Below are 18,164 nucleotides of genomic sequence, written 5' to 3'. Positions count from 1 at the left end.
CACGAGAGAGACACCCGTGAGCCATCGCAGCACCCACCCTGACCAGGAGGGTCGATCTTCGCGCCCCCTTATGATTCAAGGGGGTGACAAGAAATGGTAGAGGCTTGGCTCACACTGCTCGTGGGCGTTCTCATTACGCTCGCGATCATCGTGGCGTGCGGGTTCTTCGTGGCCCAAGAGTTTGCGTACATGTCGGTCGACCGCTCGCGCGTCTCGGCGCAGGCGGCGAAGGGCGACGCCAAAGCGCGGCAGGTGCTCGGCATCACCAAGCGAACGTCGTTTATGCTCTCGGGCGCGCAACTCGGCATCACCGTCACCGGGTTACTCATCGGCTACGTCGCTGAGCCGCTGATCGGCAAATCGATCGGCACGCTGCTGGGCGGCGCGGGGCTCGATCCCGTCACCTCGGTGCTCATCGGCACAGCGGGCGCGCTGATTCTCGCGACGCTCGTCACCATGATCTTCGGCGAGCTCTACCCCAAGAACCTCGCCATCGCGAGCCCCGAACCGCTGGCCCGGGCACTCGCGACGCCCACGCGCATCTACCTCGCGGTCTTTGGCTGGCTCATCAAGATTTTCGATATGGCCTCTAACGCCCTACTGCGTTTGCTCCGGATCGAGCCGCTTGAAGACGTTGACGAGAGTGCCACGGCCCGTGATCTCGAGGCCATCGTAGACGCATCACGCGAGAGCGGCGACCTGCCGCAAGACCTTTCGGTCATCATTGATCGCATTCTTGACTTCCCAGAGCGCGACGTTGAACACGCGATGGTGCCACGCTCGCGCGTCGACGTGGTCACCCCGCAGACCACAGTCGGTGAAGCACGAACACTCATGGCGACCGGGCACACCCGTTACCCTGTTATCAGCGACGAGGATTCGCCCGTGGGTGTTGTCGAACTGATCGACCTGCTGCGCGGCAGCTACCCCGACGCGACGCTCGTCGCAGACGTGATGCGCGAAGCAGTTGTGCTGCCCACCACGATGCTTCTGCCCGTGGCGTTTGCGCGCATGCGTGAAACCCGCAACGAACTCGCCTGCGTCGTTGATGAGTACGGCAGCTTCGACGGTATCTTGACCATCGAAGACCTGACCGAAGAGGTCATCGGCGAACTCGCCGACGAACACGACACCGATGTGGCCGACGCGACCAGCATTGGCGAGAACAGCTGGCGTATTCCGGGCGACGTGCACCTCGACGAGGTTGAACGCATCATCGGGTTTGACCTGCCAGAAGAAGACATCGAGACGATCGCCGGCCTCATGATCGATCGCTACGGCGACCTCGTGCCTGTGGGAGCGAAGGTGCGTGTAGACCTGCCCGAGCGTTCGGCGGAAACACTCCAGGGGATCCGGATCTCGCGCTGGCTCGAGATCGAAGCGACCGAGGTCGCACGCCACGTGCCGTCGCAGATTCTGGCGCGCCTGCACGAAGCCGATATGACGAACGACACTGAGGAGGCAGCGCGATGAGCTGGTGGCTAGTCACAATCATCACGATCGCACTGATCGTTGCGAGCGCCTTCTTCGTGATCGTCGAGTTTGCGCTCCTCGCGGCGCGCAGGCACCGGCTCGAAGAACAGGCCGACCACAGCGCGTCCGCCCGTGCGGCGCTGCGCAGTATGAACGAGCTGACCGTGATGCTCGCGTTCGCGCAGCTCGGTATCACCGTGTGCACGTTCTTGCTCGGTGCGATCACCAAGCCGGCGATCGACTACGCGCTGTCGCCGGTGTTTGAGGCGTGGGGCCTGCCCTACGTGCTCGCCGACATCATTGCGTTTATGCTCGCGCTGATCGTGGTCACGTTCTTGCACCTGGTGATCGGCGAGATGGCGCCTAAGTCGTGGGCGATCGCACACCCCGAAACGGCCGCCAAGTCGACCGCGTTTACTGCGCGGCTGCTCACGTGGCCGCTGCGGCCGCTGCTCCTGTGGATCAATCGCATCGCCAACAAGCTCGTCAAAGCATCGGGCGTGGAGCCGGTCGAGAAGGCCGCCGCGGGCGGTCAAGACGTCGACACGATCAGGCAGCTCGTGGCGCACTCGCGCGCGGTAGGCACGCTCGCAGAGGAATACTCAGAGTCGATCTCGCAGGTGATCGAGCTCAGTTCGATGACGGTCGGCTCGATCGTGCGCACCGACAAGGCACCCTCATCGGTGCCGGTGCACGCGACCGCCGCCGATGTGCGAGCCGTCGCAGCAGAGTCGGGGCATCTGCGCCTGCTCGTCGGGTCAGACGCCGACTGCCGTGTCGCGCACGTGCGCGACACTCTCGCGGTCGCTGATGAGACGCCCGCGGCCGAGATTTCACGCCCTGCGATGAGCCTCGCACCCGGCGACTCGGCCTACGATGCGCTCGCGCGCATGCGCCGCGGTCAGGTGCAGCTCGCGATCGTGGTCGAAGACGGCAGGCTCGTCGGCGTGATCACGCTCGACGATCTGCTGCGCGAGATCGTACCCGCGTAGCGAGCGCCGCCGCGAGACAGCATCGAAATGACGAGACGGCATCGAAACGACGAGTCGGTGCGATAATGACGTACTTATCGCACCGACTCGTCGTTTTGATACCTGCTCGTGCCGGCTCGCCACCACGGTAGCCGTCGTAGCCACAGCAGCCGTCGTAGCAGCGACCGCGCGGCGGTTAGGCTTAAGACCATGACTGCAACGCTCGTGGCCGAGGGAATTTCGGGCGGATACGCCCACCGCACCCTCTTTGACAACGTCAACCTCACCGTCGCCCCCGGCGACGTGATCGGGGTCGTCGGCGTGAACGGCGCGGGCAAGTCAACCCTCTTGCGCATTCTCGCGGGCGACCTCGCACCACAGACCGGCAAGATCCACCGCGCCCCCACCGACGCGTTCGTCGGCTGGCTGCCCCAGGAGCACGAGCGGGTCGCGGGCGAGACTGTCGCCGCCTACATCGCGCGCCGCACCGGCTGCGCTAAGGCCACGGCCGATATGGATGCGGCCGCGATCGCCCTGGGCGATCCGGGGGCGGTGCGGCCGGGGGATCCGGATCCAGCTGATGTGTACGCGGCCGCGCTCGATCGCTGGCTCGCGAGCGGGGCGGCCGACCTCGAGGAGCGGCTGCCCGCGGTGCTCGACGAGCTGGGGCTCGCGCAGATCGGCGCCGAGTCGCTCATGACCGGGCTGTCGGGCGGGCAGGCCGCGCGCGTGGGACTTGCGGCGTTGAAGCTGTCGCGGTTCGACATTGTGCTGCTCGATGAGCCGACGAACGACCTCGATTTTGCGGGCCTCGAACAACTCGAGAACTTCGTACAGGGGCTGCGCGGCGGCGTCGTGCTCGTGAGCCACGACCGAGAGTTTTTGGCGCGCTGTGTGACGAGCGTGTTCGAACTCGACCTCGCGCAGGGCCGCAGCACGCTGTTTGGGGGCGGCTACGACGCTTACCTGCAAGAGCGCGAGGTGGCGAGGCAGCACCGCCGCGACGAGTACGAGCAGTTTGCGACGACGAAGGCCGACCTCGTCGCACGTGCCCGCACGCAGCGGGAGTGGTCGAGCCAGGGCGTGCGCAACGCCATGAAGAAGAACCCCGACAATGACAAGATCAGGCGCCGCGCATCGACCGAATCGAGCGAAAAGCAGGCGCAAAAGGTGCGGCAGATGGAGAGCCGCATTAAGCGCCTCGACGAGGTCGAAGAGCCACGTAAGGAGTGGCAGCTCGAGTTCACGATTGGGGCGGCCCCGCGCTCGTCGAGCGTCGTGGCCACCCTCAACGAGGCCGTCATCGAACAGGGCGACTTCACGTTTGGCCCCGTGTCGCTGCAGCTCAACGCGGGGGAGCGGGTAGGCATCACGGGCCCCAACGGCGCGGGCAAGTCGACGCTCTTGCGGGCACTCCTGGGGCGGCAAGAGCTGACACGGGGCGCGGCATCGCTGGGCGCCTCGGTTGCGATCGGCGAGATCGACCAGGCGCGCGCCCAGTTCGCGGGCGAAGCTACGCTCGCCGACGTATTCGAAAACCTCGTGCCCGAGTATGCGAGCGGTGAAGTGCGCACGCTGCTCGCCAAATTCGGGTTGAAGGCCGACCACGTGAACCGAGCCGCAGGCGAGCTGTCGCCGGGTGAGCGCACGCGGGCCGGGCTCGCCCTCCTGCAGGCTCGCGGCGTCAACGTACTCGTGCTCGATGAGCCCACGAACCACCTCGACCTGCCCGCGATCGTGCAGCTCGAGCAGGCGCTCGAAAGCTTCGAGGGGGCGCTCTTGCTCGTCACGCACGACAGGCGCATGCTCGAATCGGTGAACCTCACCCGCCGCTGGCACGTGGAGGCCGGTCGTGTCCAAGAACGCTAACGTACACGCGGCGGTCGCGCGGCTGTCGCCCGGCTATTTTGCGCTCGTGATGGCGACGGGCATCGTCTCAATCGGGCTGCACGATGTCGGTGCACAGGCGCTGTCGCTCGCGCTCCTGTGGATCGCGGCGGTCGCCTACGCGGCCCTGTGGGTGCTGTTCATTTGGCGGGCGATCGCGTTTCCGCACCACGTCCGCCGCGACCTGCGCAACCCCGAGATCGCGTTCGCGTACTTCACCGTCGTCGCGGGCACCGACGTGCTCGGGGTGCGGCTCGCACAAGCGGGCGCGGTGACCGCCGCGACGACGCTGCTCTTCGTCGGGGCGGGCCTCTGGTTCGTCTTCGGGTACCTGCTGCCCTGGCAGGTGCTCATGACCCGCGACGGCCACCGTATCCTCGCGCGCACCAACGGCACCTGGTTCATTTGGGCGGTCGCGAGCCAATCGCTCGCCGTCGGCATGAGCCAGATCCAGGCGCACGCGGCACCCCAGGCACAAACCTGGATCGGTATGCTTGCGGTGCTGTCGTGGTCGGTGGGCGTCGCGCTCTACGCTGGCATCGCGCTCATCGTGCTGCTGCGCATCATTCACTATGGCATCACGCCCGGCGAGTTCGAACCGCCCTACTGGGTCGCGATGGGGGCGCTCGCGATCGCGGTCGTCGCGGGCTCGGGCATCGTCGACATGCAATCGACGCCCATGGTCGACGCGACGCGCGAGCTCATCTCGGGCACCGTCGTCGTGTTCTGGAGCTTCTGCGTCTGGCTGATTCCGATGCTGCTGGGTGCGGGCGTGTGGCGCCACCTCGTGCACCGAGTGCCACTGCGTTACGTGCCGACGCTGTGGTCGATGGTGTTTCCCATGGGCATGTTTGCGGTCGCCTCGATCTCACTGGGACGGGCAGACGCGCTGCCCGCGGTCGAAACAATCGGCCACATCGCGCTCGTGATCGCGGCCCTCGTTTGGTGCGCCGTGTTTCTGGCGATGCTGCTCCGGATCGCCCACGCGCTGTGGGCGCAGGCGCGGGGCGGGCGAGCTACATTGGAGGGGTGAGCGCCAAACTAACCCGTCCCATTCACTCTGTTTCGTCGGGTGACCCCGCAGCCCCACACCGGGTCGTGTTCTTACACGGCCTGTTTGGCCGCGGCAAGAACTTCACGCGTGTGGCAGCGGGGCTCGAGCCCGAAGCTGTCAGCCTGCTCGTCGACCTGCCCAACCACGGTCAGTCGGGGTGGACCGAGCACATCTCGTACGAGGAGCTCGCCGACCTCGTGGCAGAGCACCTTCGTGCGGGATTTGCGGCGGGCGGCCCGGTAGACGTGATCGGGCACTCCATGGGCGGCAAAGTAGCGATGGTGCTGGCGCTTCGGCACCCCGATCTCGTGCGCAAGCTTGTGGTGCTCGACAACTCACCTACAACATCGGTGAGTGGGCGAGGGGAGTTTCAACACCTGCTGGCTGCGCTCGCGAGCATCGACACGTCGAAGCTCACCCGTCGTGCCGACGCCGGCGCGCTGCTTCGGGCAGAGATTCCCAGCGACGCGGTACGCGGGTTCTTGCTGCAAAATCTGCGCCGCGACACTGATGGTTTCTCGTGGGAGCCAAACCTTGCGCTGCTGCGCGCAGAACTCGAAACGATCATGGCGTTTCCAGAGGTTGCGCCGCTCACGTTTGATGGGCAGGTGCTGTGGGTGGGAGGCGAAAAATCGGGGTATGTTACCGACGAAGACGAACCCGCCATGCGCACCCTGTTTCCGAGAACCCGACGCCTGACGATGAAGGGTGCGGGGCACTGGGTGCACTCAGAGAAGCCAGCAGAGACGATCGCGGTGCTGCGGGCGTTCCTCTTGCAGTGATCTTCGAGAGAGCGGGCGGCTAGAGTCACAGGCAGACCTGACCGATGAGGGATACGCTCGAGACATGAGCACCACGGAAACAACAGTGCCAGCCCCCATCATTGCAGCTGAGGTGGGCGACGAAATTACGATCTCGGCGCGGGCACTGAAAGCACTCGGTGAACGCATGCAGCGCTTCTTGCTCGAATATCGCTTTGGTATGCAAGAGGTCGAAACCAAGCTGTCGATTTTGCGCGAGGAGTTTGTGCACACGCACGAATACAACCCGATCGAACACGTTTCGAGTCGCGTGAAGTCGGTGGAAAGCCTCGTCGGCAAGCTTGAACGGCGCGGTATTGGGGCCGACTTCGAAGAGATTCGCGCCAACATTCACGACATCGCGGGGGTGCGCGTCACATGCTCGTTTAGGCGTGACGTGTATCGACTCTTCGATCTCCTCACACAGCAAGATGACATCACCGTGCTCGAAGTCGAAGACTTCATTGCTGAACCCAAACCCAACGGGTACCAGAGCCTGCACACGATCATCTCGGTGCCCGTGTTTCTCTCGAAGGGACGCGTGGACGTGCCCGTCGAAGTGCAGTTTCGAACTATCGCGATGGATTTTTGGGCGAGCCTCGAACACAAGATTTACTACAAGTACGAGCGGCAAGTACCCGACTCGCTCATCAGAGATCTGAAGGATGCCGCCGACCTCGCAGCAGAACTCGACGCACACATGGAACGCCTGCACGTTGAAGTACACGGGCTACCGAGCGACCCCACCCCGCCCGGTCCGCGCGTGTTCCCTGCGTAACAGCGTGCCCGAATCCTCTACAGTCGAAGAGTGGAAAGCGAACATTTAGCGGGTGGCTCGGGCGGCGTGTGGCGTATATGCGCAAACGGCGTCACCCGTGTACACCGGCCCACGGGGCCGTGGACGCCAGCAGTGCACGCGCTACTCGAGCACCTACACGAGCGCGGCCTCCCCGGGATCCCACGTGTGCACGGCATTGATGCTGAGGGGCGCGAGGTGCTCGACTACCTACCCGGTGACACGCTCGACCCCGAAACTACGCAGCCGGGTGACGCGGCGCTCGCCGATGCGGCCGCGTGGCTGCGCAAGTATCACGATGCCGTGCGTGACTTTCGGCCGGGGGCGCTCGCATGGCGGCAGGGGGTGCAAGCCCTCGAAGCCGATGAGATTATCTGCCACAACGATCCGGGGCTGTATAACTGGGTCGTTCAGGAGGGCGAGTTTGCGGGCATGATCGACTGGGATCGCGCGGGCCCGGGTCGCCCGCTTGACGATCTCGCGTTTCTCGTATGGTCGGGGGTGCCGCTCTTGCGACCGGCCCCGGTTGCAGACGTCGTGCGCAGGCTGCAGCTTGTAGCGGTGGCGTACGGTGGCGTCACCGCGACAGCCGTGCTCGACGCCGTTGATGCACGCATGGCTCTGATCGCGGCAAGGTGGCAGGCCGGTATCGAACGCGGGGACCCCGGCACGCTTGCACTGCGTGATTCGGGAGCGATGGGGCGCCACCTTTTGCGCGTACGCGAGTTTGGGCAGCGGGAGGTCGCGATCCGGCACGAACTGGCCGCCTCCAGAGAAAACCCGGGGAAAGAGCAGTTAGGGTGGTCAGGTGAGTAGAGACCCCTTTGAGGAGCTGTTTGGCCCGCTGAATGACGACGCGAACGACGCGTCGGGCACAGACGCGGGTCGCAGCGAGACCCCTACAGCGCCGCTGCCGACTTCTCGCCCAGCTGCACGTCAGCCCGTACTCCCTCAGCCCGTGGCCCCTCAGCCCGCTGCCGCTCAGAGCTCCGAACCGGTGCCGGGCGTGCGTCGTGGGCAGCAGCCCGCTGCGGAGCCGGTGACAGCAGCCGCTCCCATGCCAGCGCGGCAGCGGCTGGCGCATGAACAGGCTGAGCGTGTGCACACGAATCAGGGACCCACGGCGAAGAAGAAGGCTCCCATGCCGTGGATCATCGTGGGCGCGGTGGCCGTGGTCGCGATCATCCTGTCGATCGTGGTGGTGAACGTCGTGCGCGGCGCAGAGTCTGCGCCACAGGCGACCCCGCCCAGCTCGAACACCACGGAGACGACACCGCAGACGCCTGAGGCGACGCCCGACACTGAGCAGCCCGAGACCCCAGTAAAGCCTGAACCCGAGCCCGAGAAGAAGGACGAGGCGCCCCAGGTTGATGTGGGCGAAGTGACCTCTATGCCGATCGGCCCGTGGAACTCGGCGTCACAAATTTCGACCCGCTTTGGCATGGTGTACTACGCGATTCCAGACAACGTAAACCTTGAGCTCACGTCTGAACTGCTGAGTTCATTCCCCGAGGAGTGCGCGGCCATGCGCACCGCGTGGGGTGCGACGCGGCTGGACGACGGCACGATTCAGATTCGCAAGCCTGCCGAAAGCTGCGCCGCCGCACCAGAGCTCTACAACGAGGTGTGGGGGCTCGTTGCCGCCTGGATCGGTACGATTCAGCCGCAGTAAGCTCGTGCTCGTGCTCGCGCTCGTGCTCGTGCTACGCTCCGGGCGCCGCAAACAGGGTGGGCCACAGGGCGAGCGCGAGCGGGTACCCCGCGAAGCTCACGATATCTAAGACCCAGTGGGCGATGACCAGCGGCAGTGCGCGACCGTAGCGCTGGTAGCACCAGCCAAATACGAGCCCCATCACCACGTTGCCTAAGAAACCGCCGAAGCCCTGGTAGAGGTGGTAGCTGCCACGCAGCAGTGCGCTCGTCACAACAGTGGTGACCGGGCCCGCGCCGAGTTTGCGCAGACGATCGAAGAAGTAAGCGACGACGATCAGTTCTTCACCGAGCGCGGCCTTGAGCGCTTGCAGAATCAGAATCGGAACCGTCCACCAGTACGCATCGAGCACGGTCGGCACGACGGTGACATTGATGCCGATGGCTTTCGTGACCAGGTAGAACCCGATGCCGGGGATGCCGATGAGGGCAGCGAGCCCCACCCCGTACCAAATTTCGCGCGGCCACCAGCGGCGCCTGGGGTCGCGATACCCGCCGAGCGGTGTGCCTAAACCGAGCGCGCCGAGCCTCGGTGGTGTGCTGCGCCACACCATAAAGATGACGAGCGCCACGGGGGCGAGACCAAACGTAAAGCTCAGCAACTGGTAGACGAGGTCGAGCACGGCCTGCTCAGACAGCGGCCGGTTGATCGTGGCGGTCTGCTGTGACAGCGGCTGCTCGCGCGTGAGACGCTCGATGATGGCCACAATCGCGTACACCCCTGACGCACCAAATGAGAGGGCGAGCACGATGCCGAGCTCCCACGCGGTGCGGGTGCGCGAGGGAGTGCTGTGCAACTGGGTCATGAGTCGAGCGTAGTCGTTTGTAGAAGATGAACAGTGTGTTTCTCAGCCACACGTACTTTTAGGTGTGGGCGTTGTTGATCCCTACAGACTTTGGGTCACAAACTGGTTACGCCCGTGAGTTTTGCGGAACGCAGAGATCTTGCTCGATAGTGTGGGTCGCGGAACCCGGTGCCATGTGAACTGGCCCGGATCGCGATACTCAAGGAGGAATATCAGTGAAGAGAACACGTGCGGGGCTGAGCTTCATCGCTCTTGCCGCAGCGAGCACCCTGGTGCTGTCAGGGTGCAGCTCTGATGGAGGCGGCTCAAACGAGGGCGGTGCTGCATCTTCTGGCGTCATCACCACGAACGGGTCAGAACCACAGAACCCGCTCATTCCGACCAACACCAACGAGGTGGGCGGCGGCAAGATCCTCGACTCAATTTTTGCGGGTCTGGTGTACTACGACGCAGAGGGCGCCGCCGTCAACGATGTTGCTGAGTCGATCGAAACTGACGATGCAATTCACTACACGATCAAGATTCGCGACGATGCAACGTTCTCTGACGGCACTCCGGTGAAGGCAGACAACTTTGTGAAGGCCTGGAACTATGGTGCGCTGTCTGAAAACGCGCAGCTCAGTGGCTACTTCTTCGAAGACATCGATGGCTTCGAATCGGGCCCCGGCCCTGACGGCAAGTTCGCTTCTGACGGCACCACCGATGAAGAACAAGAGCAGTTTGGAGCCGACGATGTGTTTGGCTCGATCGGTGACCTCAAAGGCCTCAACGTCGTAGATGACACCACCTTCGAGGTAACACTCAATAAACCGGCAGCCGACTTCCCGCTGCGCCTTGGGTATTCAGCGTTCTACCCGCTGCCCGACGCTGCATTCGAGGACATCGAAGCGTTCGGCCAAGACCCGATCGGTAACGGTCCGTACAAGCTTGCCGGCGACGGTGCATGGAAGCACAACGAGCAGATCGAACTCGTCAAGAACGAAGACTACAATGGCCCGCGCGAGGTGAAGAACGACGGTCTCACGATCAAGTTCTACGCAGACCAGAACGCGGCTTACGCAGACCTGCAGGGCAACAACCTTGACGTGCTCGATGCGATCCCCGATTCGGCGCTCGCAAACTTTGAGTCAGACCTGGGCGACCGCGCGATCAACCAGCCTGCTGCAGTGTTCCAGTCCTACACTATCCCCGAGCGCCTCGAGCACTTCGGTGGCGAAGAAGGCAAGCTGCGTCGCCAGGCAATTTCGATGGCGATCGATCGCGATGAGATCACCGACATCATCTTCGAGGGCACTCGCACCCCTGCGAGCGACTTCACCTCACCCGTTATCGACGGCTGGAGCGATGACCTGAAGGGCTCTGACGTTCTCAAATTCAACCCCGATGAGGCTAAGAAGCTCTGGGCTGAAGCAGACGCTATTGCCCCCTGGACGGGCACTTTTGAGATCGCATACAACGCCGACGGCGGCCACCAGGCGTGGGTTGACGCTGTGACGAACAGCATCAAGAACACGCTGGGCATCGACGCAGCGGGTAAGCCGTTCGCCACGTTCGCCGAGGCGCGCTCCGAGATCACGAACCGCACGATCCAGACCGCGTTCCGTACGGGCTGGCAGGCCGACTACCCGGGTCTGTTCAACTTCCTCGGCCCGTTGTACGCGACCGGTGCTGGCTCGAATGATGGCGATTACTCGAACGCAAAGTTTGATGAGCTGCTGAAGGAAGGCTCGCAGCAGACTGACACTGACGAAGCAAACAAGTACTTCCAGGAGGCGCAAGAGGTTCTGCTGCAGGATCTGCCGGCGACCCCGCTGTGGTACTCGAACGTCACAGGCGGTTTCAGCGAGAACGTTGACAACGTTGTCTTCGGCTGGAACTCGGTGCCGCTCTACTACGAGATCACCACGAAGTAACGTGACATCACGGAGGCTCCGCGAATCTTTGCGGAGCCTCCTTTGTCAGCCCGCGATGACCATTCGCGGCTGACCCCTTACACGCGGCAGGTCGCGACCGTACGGCCCGCCCTAGTTCGCATCACGACTGCGAAAGAATGAACTTCATGTATCCACACCCCAACGAGGAGGTGCGATAGCGGATGCTGAGATATATCCTCTTCCGGATCCTCCAGGTGATCCCTGTGCTATTGGGCACCACATTCTTGATCTACTTCATGGTCTTCGCGATGCCCGGAGACCCGATCGTCGCTATGTTTGGCGACAAGACCCCCAACCCCGCTGTAGTTGCAAAACTCCGAGAGCAGTACAACCTCGATCAGCCGTTCTTCATTCAGTACTTGCTCTATCTCAAGGGCATCCTGATCGGAGACTTTGGCGTCAGCTTCTCGGGTGAACCCATCAGTAAGATTCTGGCCCGCACGTTCCCGGTCACCATCAAACTTGCGGCAATTGCTATCGTGATCGAGCTTGCGCTCGCGATCGGTATCGGGCTGTACTCGGGACTTCGTAAGGGCAAATTCTTTGACAACATCAGCCTGATTATTGGGTTGGTGTGGATGAGCGTGCCCATCTTTGTGATCGCTTTCATTGCCCAGTACTTCTTGGGCATTAAGCTGGGCTGGTTTCGCACCACAGTGGGGGCGGGAGCGCCTATCCAAGATCTCCTGTTGCCTGGCATCGTCCTGGGGATCAGCTTGTATGCGACGAGCATGCGCCTGACCCGCTCATCGGTGATCGAGACACTCAACCAAGACTTTGTGCGTACGGCGTACGCGAAGGGCCTACCGCGCAAACGCGTGGTGCCCGTGCATGTGCTGCGCAACTCGCTTATTCCAACGCTCACGAACACTGCAACGGACTTTGGCACGCTTATGGTGGGCGCGACCGTCACCGAGGGTATCTTCAACGTGCCCGGTGTCGGTAACGTGCTTTTCCAAGCGATTTTGCGAGGTGAGAATGCGACCGTCGTGTCATTTGTCACGGTGATGGTGCTGATCTATCTCGGCGTGAACCTTGTCGTCGACCTGCTCTACGCCGTACTCGACCCAAGGATTCGGTATGCCTGATAAAAACCTTCCCCAGATAGAGCACTACGTGGCGCCGTTCGAAGACACGCCCATGCAGGCGGTTGACGCGGTGCAGGTCGACGCTCGTAAATCAAACCTCTGGACTGACGCCTGGCGGGATATGCGCGGGCGCCCCATGTTTTGGATCTCAGTGGTGATCATTGCCCTGGTGGCTGTCGTATCGCTATTTCCGACTCTCTTCACCCAGGTCGATCCCCGCGAGTGCATTCTTGCGCGTTCGAACGGTGACCCGACCGCGGGGCACCCGCTTGGATTCAATAAGCAGGGTTGTGACGTCTACTCTCGCGTGATTCACGGCACCTCCACGTCGGTTTCGGTGGGTTTGATCGTCATCTTGATGACCTTCGTTATCGGCACGATCATGGGCGCTCTCTCAGGCTATTTTGGTGGCATCGTAGACACGATCTTGTCGCGCATAGGCGACATGTTCTTCTCGATTCCATACATCCTCGCTGCAGTCGTGGTGATGAGCGTTCTCTCTGAGCACCGAAACGTATTTGTCATCTCGATCGCCATTGGCGGGTTTGCATGGCCGGTGACCGCTCGCATTTTGCGCTCCGAGATTTTTAGAGTGAAGAACGCAGACTTTGTGATGGCTTCTGAGTCCCTCGGGCTGTCACGCATGAAGACCCTGTGGGCGCACGTGATGCCCAACTCGATCGCGCCGGTGATCGTGGTAACGACACTGTCACTCTCCTCTGCGATTGTTGCTGAGGCGGTGCTCTCGTTCCTCGGTGTTGGCTTGCCACCGGCGTCCTTCATCAGCTGGGGCAACGACATCAGCGCCGCACAGTCAGACCTGCGCACCGCGCCGCAAACTCTCATTTATCCGTCGCTCGCACTGACGATTACCGTTCTTGGGTTCATCATGTTTGGTGAGGTCGTACGTGATGCACTTGACCCGAAAGCGAGGGCCCAGCGGTGAGTAAAACACAACCAATTCTGAGCGTACGTGACCTCACGATTGCGTTCGGAAAGAAGAAAACTCCAAACGAGGTCGTGCACGGAGTCTCGTTTGATGTATATCCCGGTGAGACTGTCGCCATCGTGGGTGAATCTGGGTCGGGGAAGTCGACGACGATGCACGCGGTCATCGATCTGCTGCCCGGTACGGGGCACGTTACAGGCGGGTCAGTGTTGTGGAATGGGCGAGAGCTCGTGGGTATGCACCGGCGTGATATGGAGCGTCTGCGCGGGCGCGAGATAGGTCTCGTGCCCCAAGACCCGATGTCGAACCTCAACCCGGTGTGGTCTGTCGGTTTTCAGGTGGAAGAGGCCGTACGTGCCAACGGGCTTGCCACCGGCCGCAAGGCCGTGCGTGAGCGCGCCATCGAGGTGCTCGAACAAGCCGGCCTGCAGAACGCTGAACAACGCATGAAGCAGTACCCGCACCAGTTCTCTGGGGGCATGAAACAGCGAGCGCTGATCGGCATCGGCCTGGCAGCTGAACCACAGCTGCTCATTGCAGACGAGCCTACGAGCGCGCTTGACGTGACCGTGCAGCGGGTCGTGCTCGATCACCTCGAGGGGCTCGCGAGCGAGCTCGGCACGGCCGTCGTGTTCATCACCCACGATCTTGGTCTCGCCGCAGAGCGCGCAGAGAAACTGATCGTGATGTACAAGGGCAACATTGTCGAGTCGGGCCCGAGCCGCGAGATTTTGCAGCGACCGCAGCACCCGTACACGAAGCGACTTGTCGCGGCAGCTCCGAGCCTCGCGTCACGGCGCATCGGCCCAGACCCGGCAATTCCGACCGCCCCCACCTCAACCTTTGATGTGGCGGCGCTCGCAGATCAGCCTTACAAGGCGATCGCACACGGTGAACCGATGATTGAAGTGGAGGGGCTCGGCAAGACCTACAAACTGCGCAAGGGAAGCTTCGGCAGCGAAGATTTCCACGCGGTCCAGGGTGCCACGTTCACCGTGAACAAGGGCGAAACAATGGCGCTCGTGGGTGAGTCTGGCTCGGGTAAATCCACGATCGCCAAGATGATCCTGCAGCTCGAGAAACCCAGTTCGGGCACGATCCGGGTAGCGGGTGAAGACCTGAGCGGCATTTCGGGCCGCAGGCTTTTTGACCTGCGCCGCACACTGCAGCCCGTGTTTCAAGACCCGTACGGTTCGCTCGACCCGCTGCACAACATTGGCAATACGATCATGGAGCCGCTCAAGATTCATGGCGTGGGCGACGCGGCGTCGAGGCGCGCGCGCATGCTCGAGCTGCTTGACCAGGTGGCGTTGCCGCGTGAGCTCGCCACCAGATACCCGAACGAGCTTTCGGGCGGGCAGCGCCAGCGCGTTGCAGTTGCACGCGGGCTCGCGCTGAAACCCGACATTTTGGTGCTTGACGAGGCGGTTTCGGCGCTCGACGTGCTGGTGCAGGCGCAGATTCTTGACCTGCTCGCCGAGCTGCAGCGTGAGCTGGGGCTCACCTACCTCTTCATCACCCACGATCTCGCCGTCGTGCGCTTGATCGCAGATCGCGTGTGCGTGATGCAGCAGGGCCGCATCGTGGAACAGGCGACCACCGAGGAGGTGTTTGAACAGCCGCGCGAGGAGTACACACGCAAACTGCTCGAAGCGATTCCCGGGGCCCGCATCGAGCTGGGGGTCGAATAGTCAGCTCATTCGTATAGCCCTCTTAAGGGATGCAGTGAAGTTCTGCTTACTCTTTGCTGAAACATTCTAAGAATGGTGCCTTCCCGCCGAATTTTTTGACGGGAAGGCACCGTTATTTGTCACAAGAGTGTCACAGCGCGGCGAAACGCCCGAGGTGCGCGCCGCGCGTGAGTAGGCTCTTGAATGTTCTAGTTATCTCTCTGCGTGAGGCGAAGCGGCCCGCGCGTTTCAATGGAGGAAGAGATTGAAGAAGACACTCATGACAACGGCGGTCATCGCCGCGGGCGCCCTGCTCTTCACCGGCTGCGCAACGAGCAGCACGGGCGGCGGAGGCGACAATGGCGGCGACGCAGGGTCGAACCTCGTTGTCGGTACGACCGATAAAGTCACCGCGCTCGACCCGGCAGGCTCGTACGACAACGGCTCGTTTGTCGTAATGAACCAGGTATACCCGTTCCTGATGAACAGCGCATACGGCACTGCCGATGTGACCCCCGACATCGCAGAGTCGGCCGAGTTCACCTCGCCCACCGAATACACGGTGAAGCTTAAGAAGGGGCTCACGTTCGCCAACGGCAATGAACTCACCTCGAGTGACGTGAAGTTCTCGTTTGACCGCATGGTCGCAATCAACGACCCCAACGGCCCGGCCTCGCTGCTGAGCAACCTCGACAGCGTTGAAGCGCCCGACGAGCTCACCGTCGTCTTCAAACTGAAGAACGGCGATGATCAGATTTGGCCACAGATTCTGTCGAGCCCCGCTGGCCCCATCATCGATGAAGAGGTCTTCGCTGCCGACGCGATTACGAGCGACGACGACATCGTGAAGGGTAAGGCGTTCGCTGGCCAGTACTCGATCGACACCTACAAGCTCAACGAGCTCATCTCGTACACGCCGTTCGACGGCTACCAGGGCAACCTCGGCGCGGCAGAAAACTCGGGTATCAGCGCGAAGTACTACGCAGACGCTTCAAACCTCAAGCTTGCGATCGGCAACGGCGACATCGACGTGGCGTTCCGTAGCCTTTCTGCGACCGACACCGAAGACCTCGCGAAGAACGACAAGGTCAAGATCGTTGACGGCCCCGGCGGCGAGATTCGCTACATCGTCTTCAACTTCGACACTATGCCCTATGGTGCGACGACGACAGAAGCAGACGCCGCGAAGGCGCTCGCGGTGCGCCAGGCTGCGGCCGACCTGATCGATCGCGACGCGCTCGCGAAAGACGTGTACAAGGACACCTTCTCGCCGCTGTTCTCGCCCGTCGCTGACGGTATGACCGGCGCGATCTCGCCGTTCAAGGAGCTGTACGGCAACGGTGAGGGTGGCCCCGACTCAGCAAAGGCAGCCGATCGTCTGGCTGCGGCGGGCGTTGAGACTCCCGTTGACCTGAAGCTGCAGTACAACGGTGACCACTACGGCCCCTCGTCGGGCGACGAATACGCGATGATCAAGTCGCAGCTCGAGAAGGACGGCCTGTTCAAGGTTGACCTGCAGCAGACCGAGTGGGTGCAGTACAACAAGGACCGTACGGCAGACGTGTACCCGGCATACCAGCTCGGCTGGTTCCCTGACTACTCAGACGCCGACAACTACCTGTCGCCCTTCTTCTTGAAGGACAACTTCTTGCTCAACCACTACGACAACGCAGAGGTCAACCAGCTCATCGTCGACGAGCAGACTGAGACCGACTCGGCGAAGCGCACCGAGATCATCGAGAAGATTCAGCAGATCGAATCTGAAGACATCTCGACGCTGCCGCTCCTGCAGGGCAAGCAGGTCGCTTACGTGGGGGCAGATGTTGAGGGCACCACGCTCGACGCCTCGTTTAAGTTCCGTTACGCGCCGCTCACCAAGTAAGCGCGAGCTGGCATCGGGCCGGGGCACACCAGCCCCGGCCCGATGCCGTATCGATAGAGGTATTTCTCCATGGTCGTAGATACACCAACACCCGTCGCGACAGCGCGACCCAAGTCGGGCGGGGGTGGGTTGTGGCGGTATATTCTGATACGCCTCGTACTCATCATTCCGACCGTGTTCATTCTCGTCACCGTCGTGTTCTTCTTGATGCGGCTCACCGGCGACCCCATCACCGCCGCGCTCGGCGGTAGGCTTCCCCCAGATCAACTCGCTGAGCGCGTGCACGAGGCGGGCTTCGATCGCCCGATCCTCATTCAGTACTTCGACTATCTCGGTGGCATCTTGACCGGGGATTTTGGTACGACGATCACTGATCGCCGCCCGGTGACCGAGATTTTGCTGCAGTACGGTTCGGCCACGCTTGAGCTGGCCTTCTACGCCCTCATCGTGGCGTTCGTCGTGAGTATTCCGCTCGGCCTCATCGCAGCCTACAAGCGCGACAAATGGCAAGACGCGGTGCTGCGCATCATGGCGATCCTCGCCTACGCGACACCCATCTTCTTCGTCGGGCTGCTGCTCAAACTCGTGTTCTCGGTGTGGCTCGGCTGGCTCCCCGTGTCGGGGCGCGCGAGCACCCGCACGGAGCTCACCATGAGCGGCATCGACACCCCCACCGGCCTGTATCTGCTCGACGCGATCAGGCTTGGTGACAGCGCAGCGATCAGCGACGTGCTGTGGCACGCGATCCTGCCGGCTGTAGCACTCGGCATGCTCACCGCGGGCGTATTCTTGCGGCTCATTCGCACGAACGTGATCGGCACGCTCGGCCAGCAGTACGTCACGAGCGGCCGCTCCCGCGGCGTGAGCGAATACCGGCTCATCACGAAACACGCGTTTCGGCCCGCGCTCATTCCCATCATCACGGTGATGGGCATGCAGATCGCGCTGCTCTTGGCTGGCGCGGTGCTCACCGAGACCACGTTTGAGTGGAAGGGCCTCGGATTTATGCTCGCCGAATATCTCAAGGCCCGCGACTTTGTGGCGGTGCAGGGCATCGTCGTGATCATCGCCGTGATCGTAGCGGTCACCAACTTCATCGTCGACCTTGTTGCCGCGGCCATCGACCCGAGAGTGAGGTACTGAT

At 62.4% G+C, this 18,164-nt stretch carries 15 protein-coding genes; 14 read left to right on the top strand and 1 reads right to left on the bottom strand.

The window, feature by feature from the left end; translation table 11 throughout:
* Window positions 1-93 precede the first annotated feature (93 nt).
* From ACXR2W_RS07165 to ACXR2W_RS07130, 8 genes are all read left to right on the top strand, one after another.
* Window positions 94-1,473 carry a hemolysin family protein gene (locus tag ACXR2W_RS07165; protein ID WP_458813654.1) on the top strand — a complete coding sequence of 460 codons (1,380 nt, stop codon included), beginning with the start codon at window positions 94-96 and terminating at the stop codon, window positions 1,471-1,473.
* Window positions 1,470-2,465: a hemolysin family protein gene (locus ACXR2W_RS07160; RefSeq protein WP_458813652.1), complete on the top strand. Its 996-nt coding sequence runs from the start codon at window positions 1,470-1,472 to the stop codon at window positions 2,463-2,465. Before ACXR2W_RS07165 ends, ACXR2W_RS07160 begins: the two co-directional genes overlap by 4 nt.
* Before the next feature lie 189 nt (window positions 2,466-2,654).
* Entirely contained in the window at window positions 2,655-4,313 is a 1,659-nt protein-coding gene (gene abc-f, locus ACXR2W_RS07155; protein ID WP_458813650.1) for a ribosomal protection-like ABC-F family protein, read from the top strand.
* Window positions 4,297-5,364: a tellurite resistance/C4-dicarboxylate transporter family protein gene (locus ACXR2W_RS07150; RefSeq protein ID WP_458813648.1), complete on the top strand. Its 1,068-nt coding sequence runs from the start codon at window positions 4,297-4,299 to the stop codon at window positions 5,362-5,364. The genes abc-f and ACXR2W_RS07150 overlap by 17 nt, the downstream gene beginning before the upstream one ends.
* Entirely contained in the window at window positions 5,361-6,167 is an 807-nt protein-coding gene (locus tag ACXR2W_RS07145; protein ID WP_458813646.1) for an alpha/beta fold hydrolase, read from the top strand. The genes ACXR2W_RS07150 and ACXR2W_RS07145 overlap by 4 nt, the downstream gene beginning before the upstream one ends.
* A 64-nt stretch (window positions 6,168-6,231) precedes the next feature.
* Window positions 6,232-6,963, top strand: a complete 732-nt coding sequence (locus tag ACXR2W_RS07140; RefSeq protein ID WP_458813644.1) for a GTP pyrophosphokinase — start codon at window positions 6,232-6,234, stop codon at window positions 6,961-6,963.
* Window positions 6,964-6,993: 30 nt separating this feature from the next.
* Entirely contained in the window at window positions 6,994-7,797 is an 804-nt protein-coding gene (locus tag ACXR2W_RS07135; protein ID WP_458813642.1) for a phosphotransferase, read from the top strand.
* Window positions 7,790-8,653: a hypothetical protein gene (locus ACXR2W_RS07130; protein WP_458813640.1), complete on the top strand. Its 864-nt coding sequence runs from the start codon at window positions 7,790-7,792 to the stop codon at window positions 8,651-8,653. The genes ACXR2W_RS07135 and ACXR2W_RS07130 overlap by 8 nt, the downstream gene beginning before the upstream one ends.
* A gap of 31 nt (window positions 8,654-8,684) precedes the next feature.
* Here the strand turns inward: ACXR2W_RS07130 and ACXR2W_RS07125 are convergent, their stop codons facing one another.
* Complete coding sequence (locus ACXR2W_RS07125) at window positions 8,685-9,497, bottom strand: CPBP family intramembrane glutamic endopeptidase (protein WP_458813638.1); 813 nt, start codon at window positions 9,495-9,497, stop codon at window positions 8,685-8,687.
* A 215-nt stretch (window positions 9,498-9,712) separates the two neighbouring features.
* Here ACXR2W_RS07125 and ACXR2W_RS07120 point away from each other — a divergent pair, with 215 nt between their 5' ends.
* From ACXR2W_RS07120 to ACXR2W_RS07095, 6 genes are all read left to right on the top strand, one after another.
* Entirely contained in the window at window positions 9,713-11,410 is a 1,698-nt protein-coding gene (locus ACXR2W_RS07120) for a peptide ABC transporter substrate-binding protein (RefSeq protein ID WP_458813636.1), read from the top strand.
* Window positions 11,411-11,592: 182 nt separating this feature from the next.
* Window positions 11,593-12,519, top strand: a complete 927-nt coding sequence (locus ACXR2W_RS07115) for an ABC transporter permease (protein WP_458813634.1) — start codon at window positions 11,593-11,595, stop codon at window positions 12,517-12,519.
* Window positions 12,512-13,465 carry an ABC transporter permease gene (locus tag ACXR2W_RS07110; protein ID WP_458813632.1) on the top strand — a complete coding sequence of 318 codons (954 nt, stop codon included), beginning with the start codon at window positions 12,512-12,514 and terminating at the stop codon, window positions 13,463-13,465. Before ACXR2W_RS07115 ends, ACXR2W_RS07110 begins: the two co-directional genes overlap by 8 nt.
* Window positions 13,462-15,159, top strand: a complete 1,698-nt coding sequence (locus tag ACXR2W_RS07105) for a dipeptide ABC transporter ATP-binding protein (protein WP_458813630.1) — start codon at window positions 13,462-13,464, stop codon at window positions 15,157-15,159. Before ACXR2W_RS07110 ends, ACXR2W_RS07105 begins: the two co-directional genes overlap by 4 nt.
* A 259-nt stretch (window positions 15,160-15,418) precedes the next feature.
* On the top strand, window positions 15,419-17,020 hold the full coding sequence (locus ACXR2W_RS07100) for an ABC transporter substrate-binding protein (protein WP_458813628.1): 1,602 nt from the start codon (window positions 15,419-15,421) through the stop codon (window positions 17,018-17,020).
* A 69-nt stretch (window positions 17,021-17,089) separates the two neighbouring features.
* Entirely contained in the window at window positions 17,090-18,163 is a 1,074-nt protein-coding gene (locus tag ACXR2W_RS07095; RefSeq protein ID WP_458813626.1) for an ABC transporter permease, read from the top strand.
* Window position 18,164: the final 1 nt, after the last annotated feature.

This window comes from Leucobacter faecis (genome assembly GCF_054456695.2).
The sequence above is the reverse complement of the archived record's forward strand: the minus strand, read 5'-3'. Positions and strand labels throughout refer to the sequence as shown.

Excerpts from the sequence above, each read along its gene's own strand:
- ACXR2W_RS07110 (WP_458813632.1), top strand. The coding sequence starts at position 12,512 with ATGCCTGATAAAAACCTTCCCCAGATAGAGCACTACGTGGCGCCGTTC.
- ACXR2W_RS07160 (WP_458813652.1), top strand. The coding sequence starts at position 1,470 with ATGAGCTGGTGGCTAGTCACAATCATCACGATCGCACTGATCGTTGCG.
- ACXR2W_RS07100 (WP_458813628.1), top strand. The coding sequence starts at position 15,419 with ATGACAACGGCGGTCATCGCCGCGGGCGCCCTGCTCTTCACCGGCTGC.
- ACXR2W_RS07115 (WP_458813634.1), top strand. The coding sequence starts at position 11,593 with ATGCTGAGATATATCCTCTTCCGGATCCTCCAGGTGATCCCTGTGCTA.
- ACXR2W_RS07165 (WP_458813654.1), top strand. The coding sequence starts at position 94 with ATGGTAGAGGCTTGGCTCACACTGCTCGTGGGCGTTCTCATTACGCTC.
- ACXR2W_RS07095 (WP_458813626.1), top strand. The coding sequence starts at position 17,090 with ATGGTCGTAGATACACCAACACCCGTCGCGACAGCGCGACCCAAGTCG.
- ACXR2W_RS07140 (WP_458813644.1), top strand. The coding sequence starts at position 6,232 with ATGAGCACCACGGAAACAACAGTGCCAGCCCCCATCATTGCAGCTGAG.
- abc-f (WP_458813650.1), top strand. The coding sequence starts at position 2,655 with ATGACTGCAACGCTCGTGGCCGAGGGAATTTCGGGCGGATACGCCCAC.
- ACXR2W_RS07125 (WP_458813638.1), bottom strand. The coding sequence starts at position 9,497 with ATGACCCAGTTGCACAGCACTCCCTCGCGCACCCGCACCGCGTGGGAG.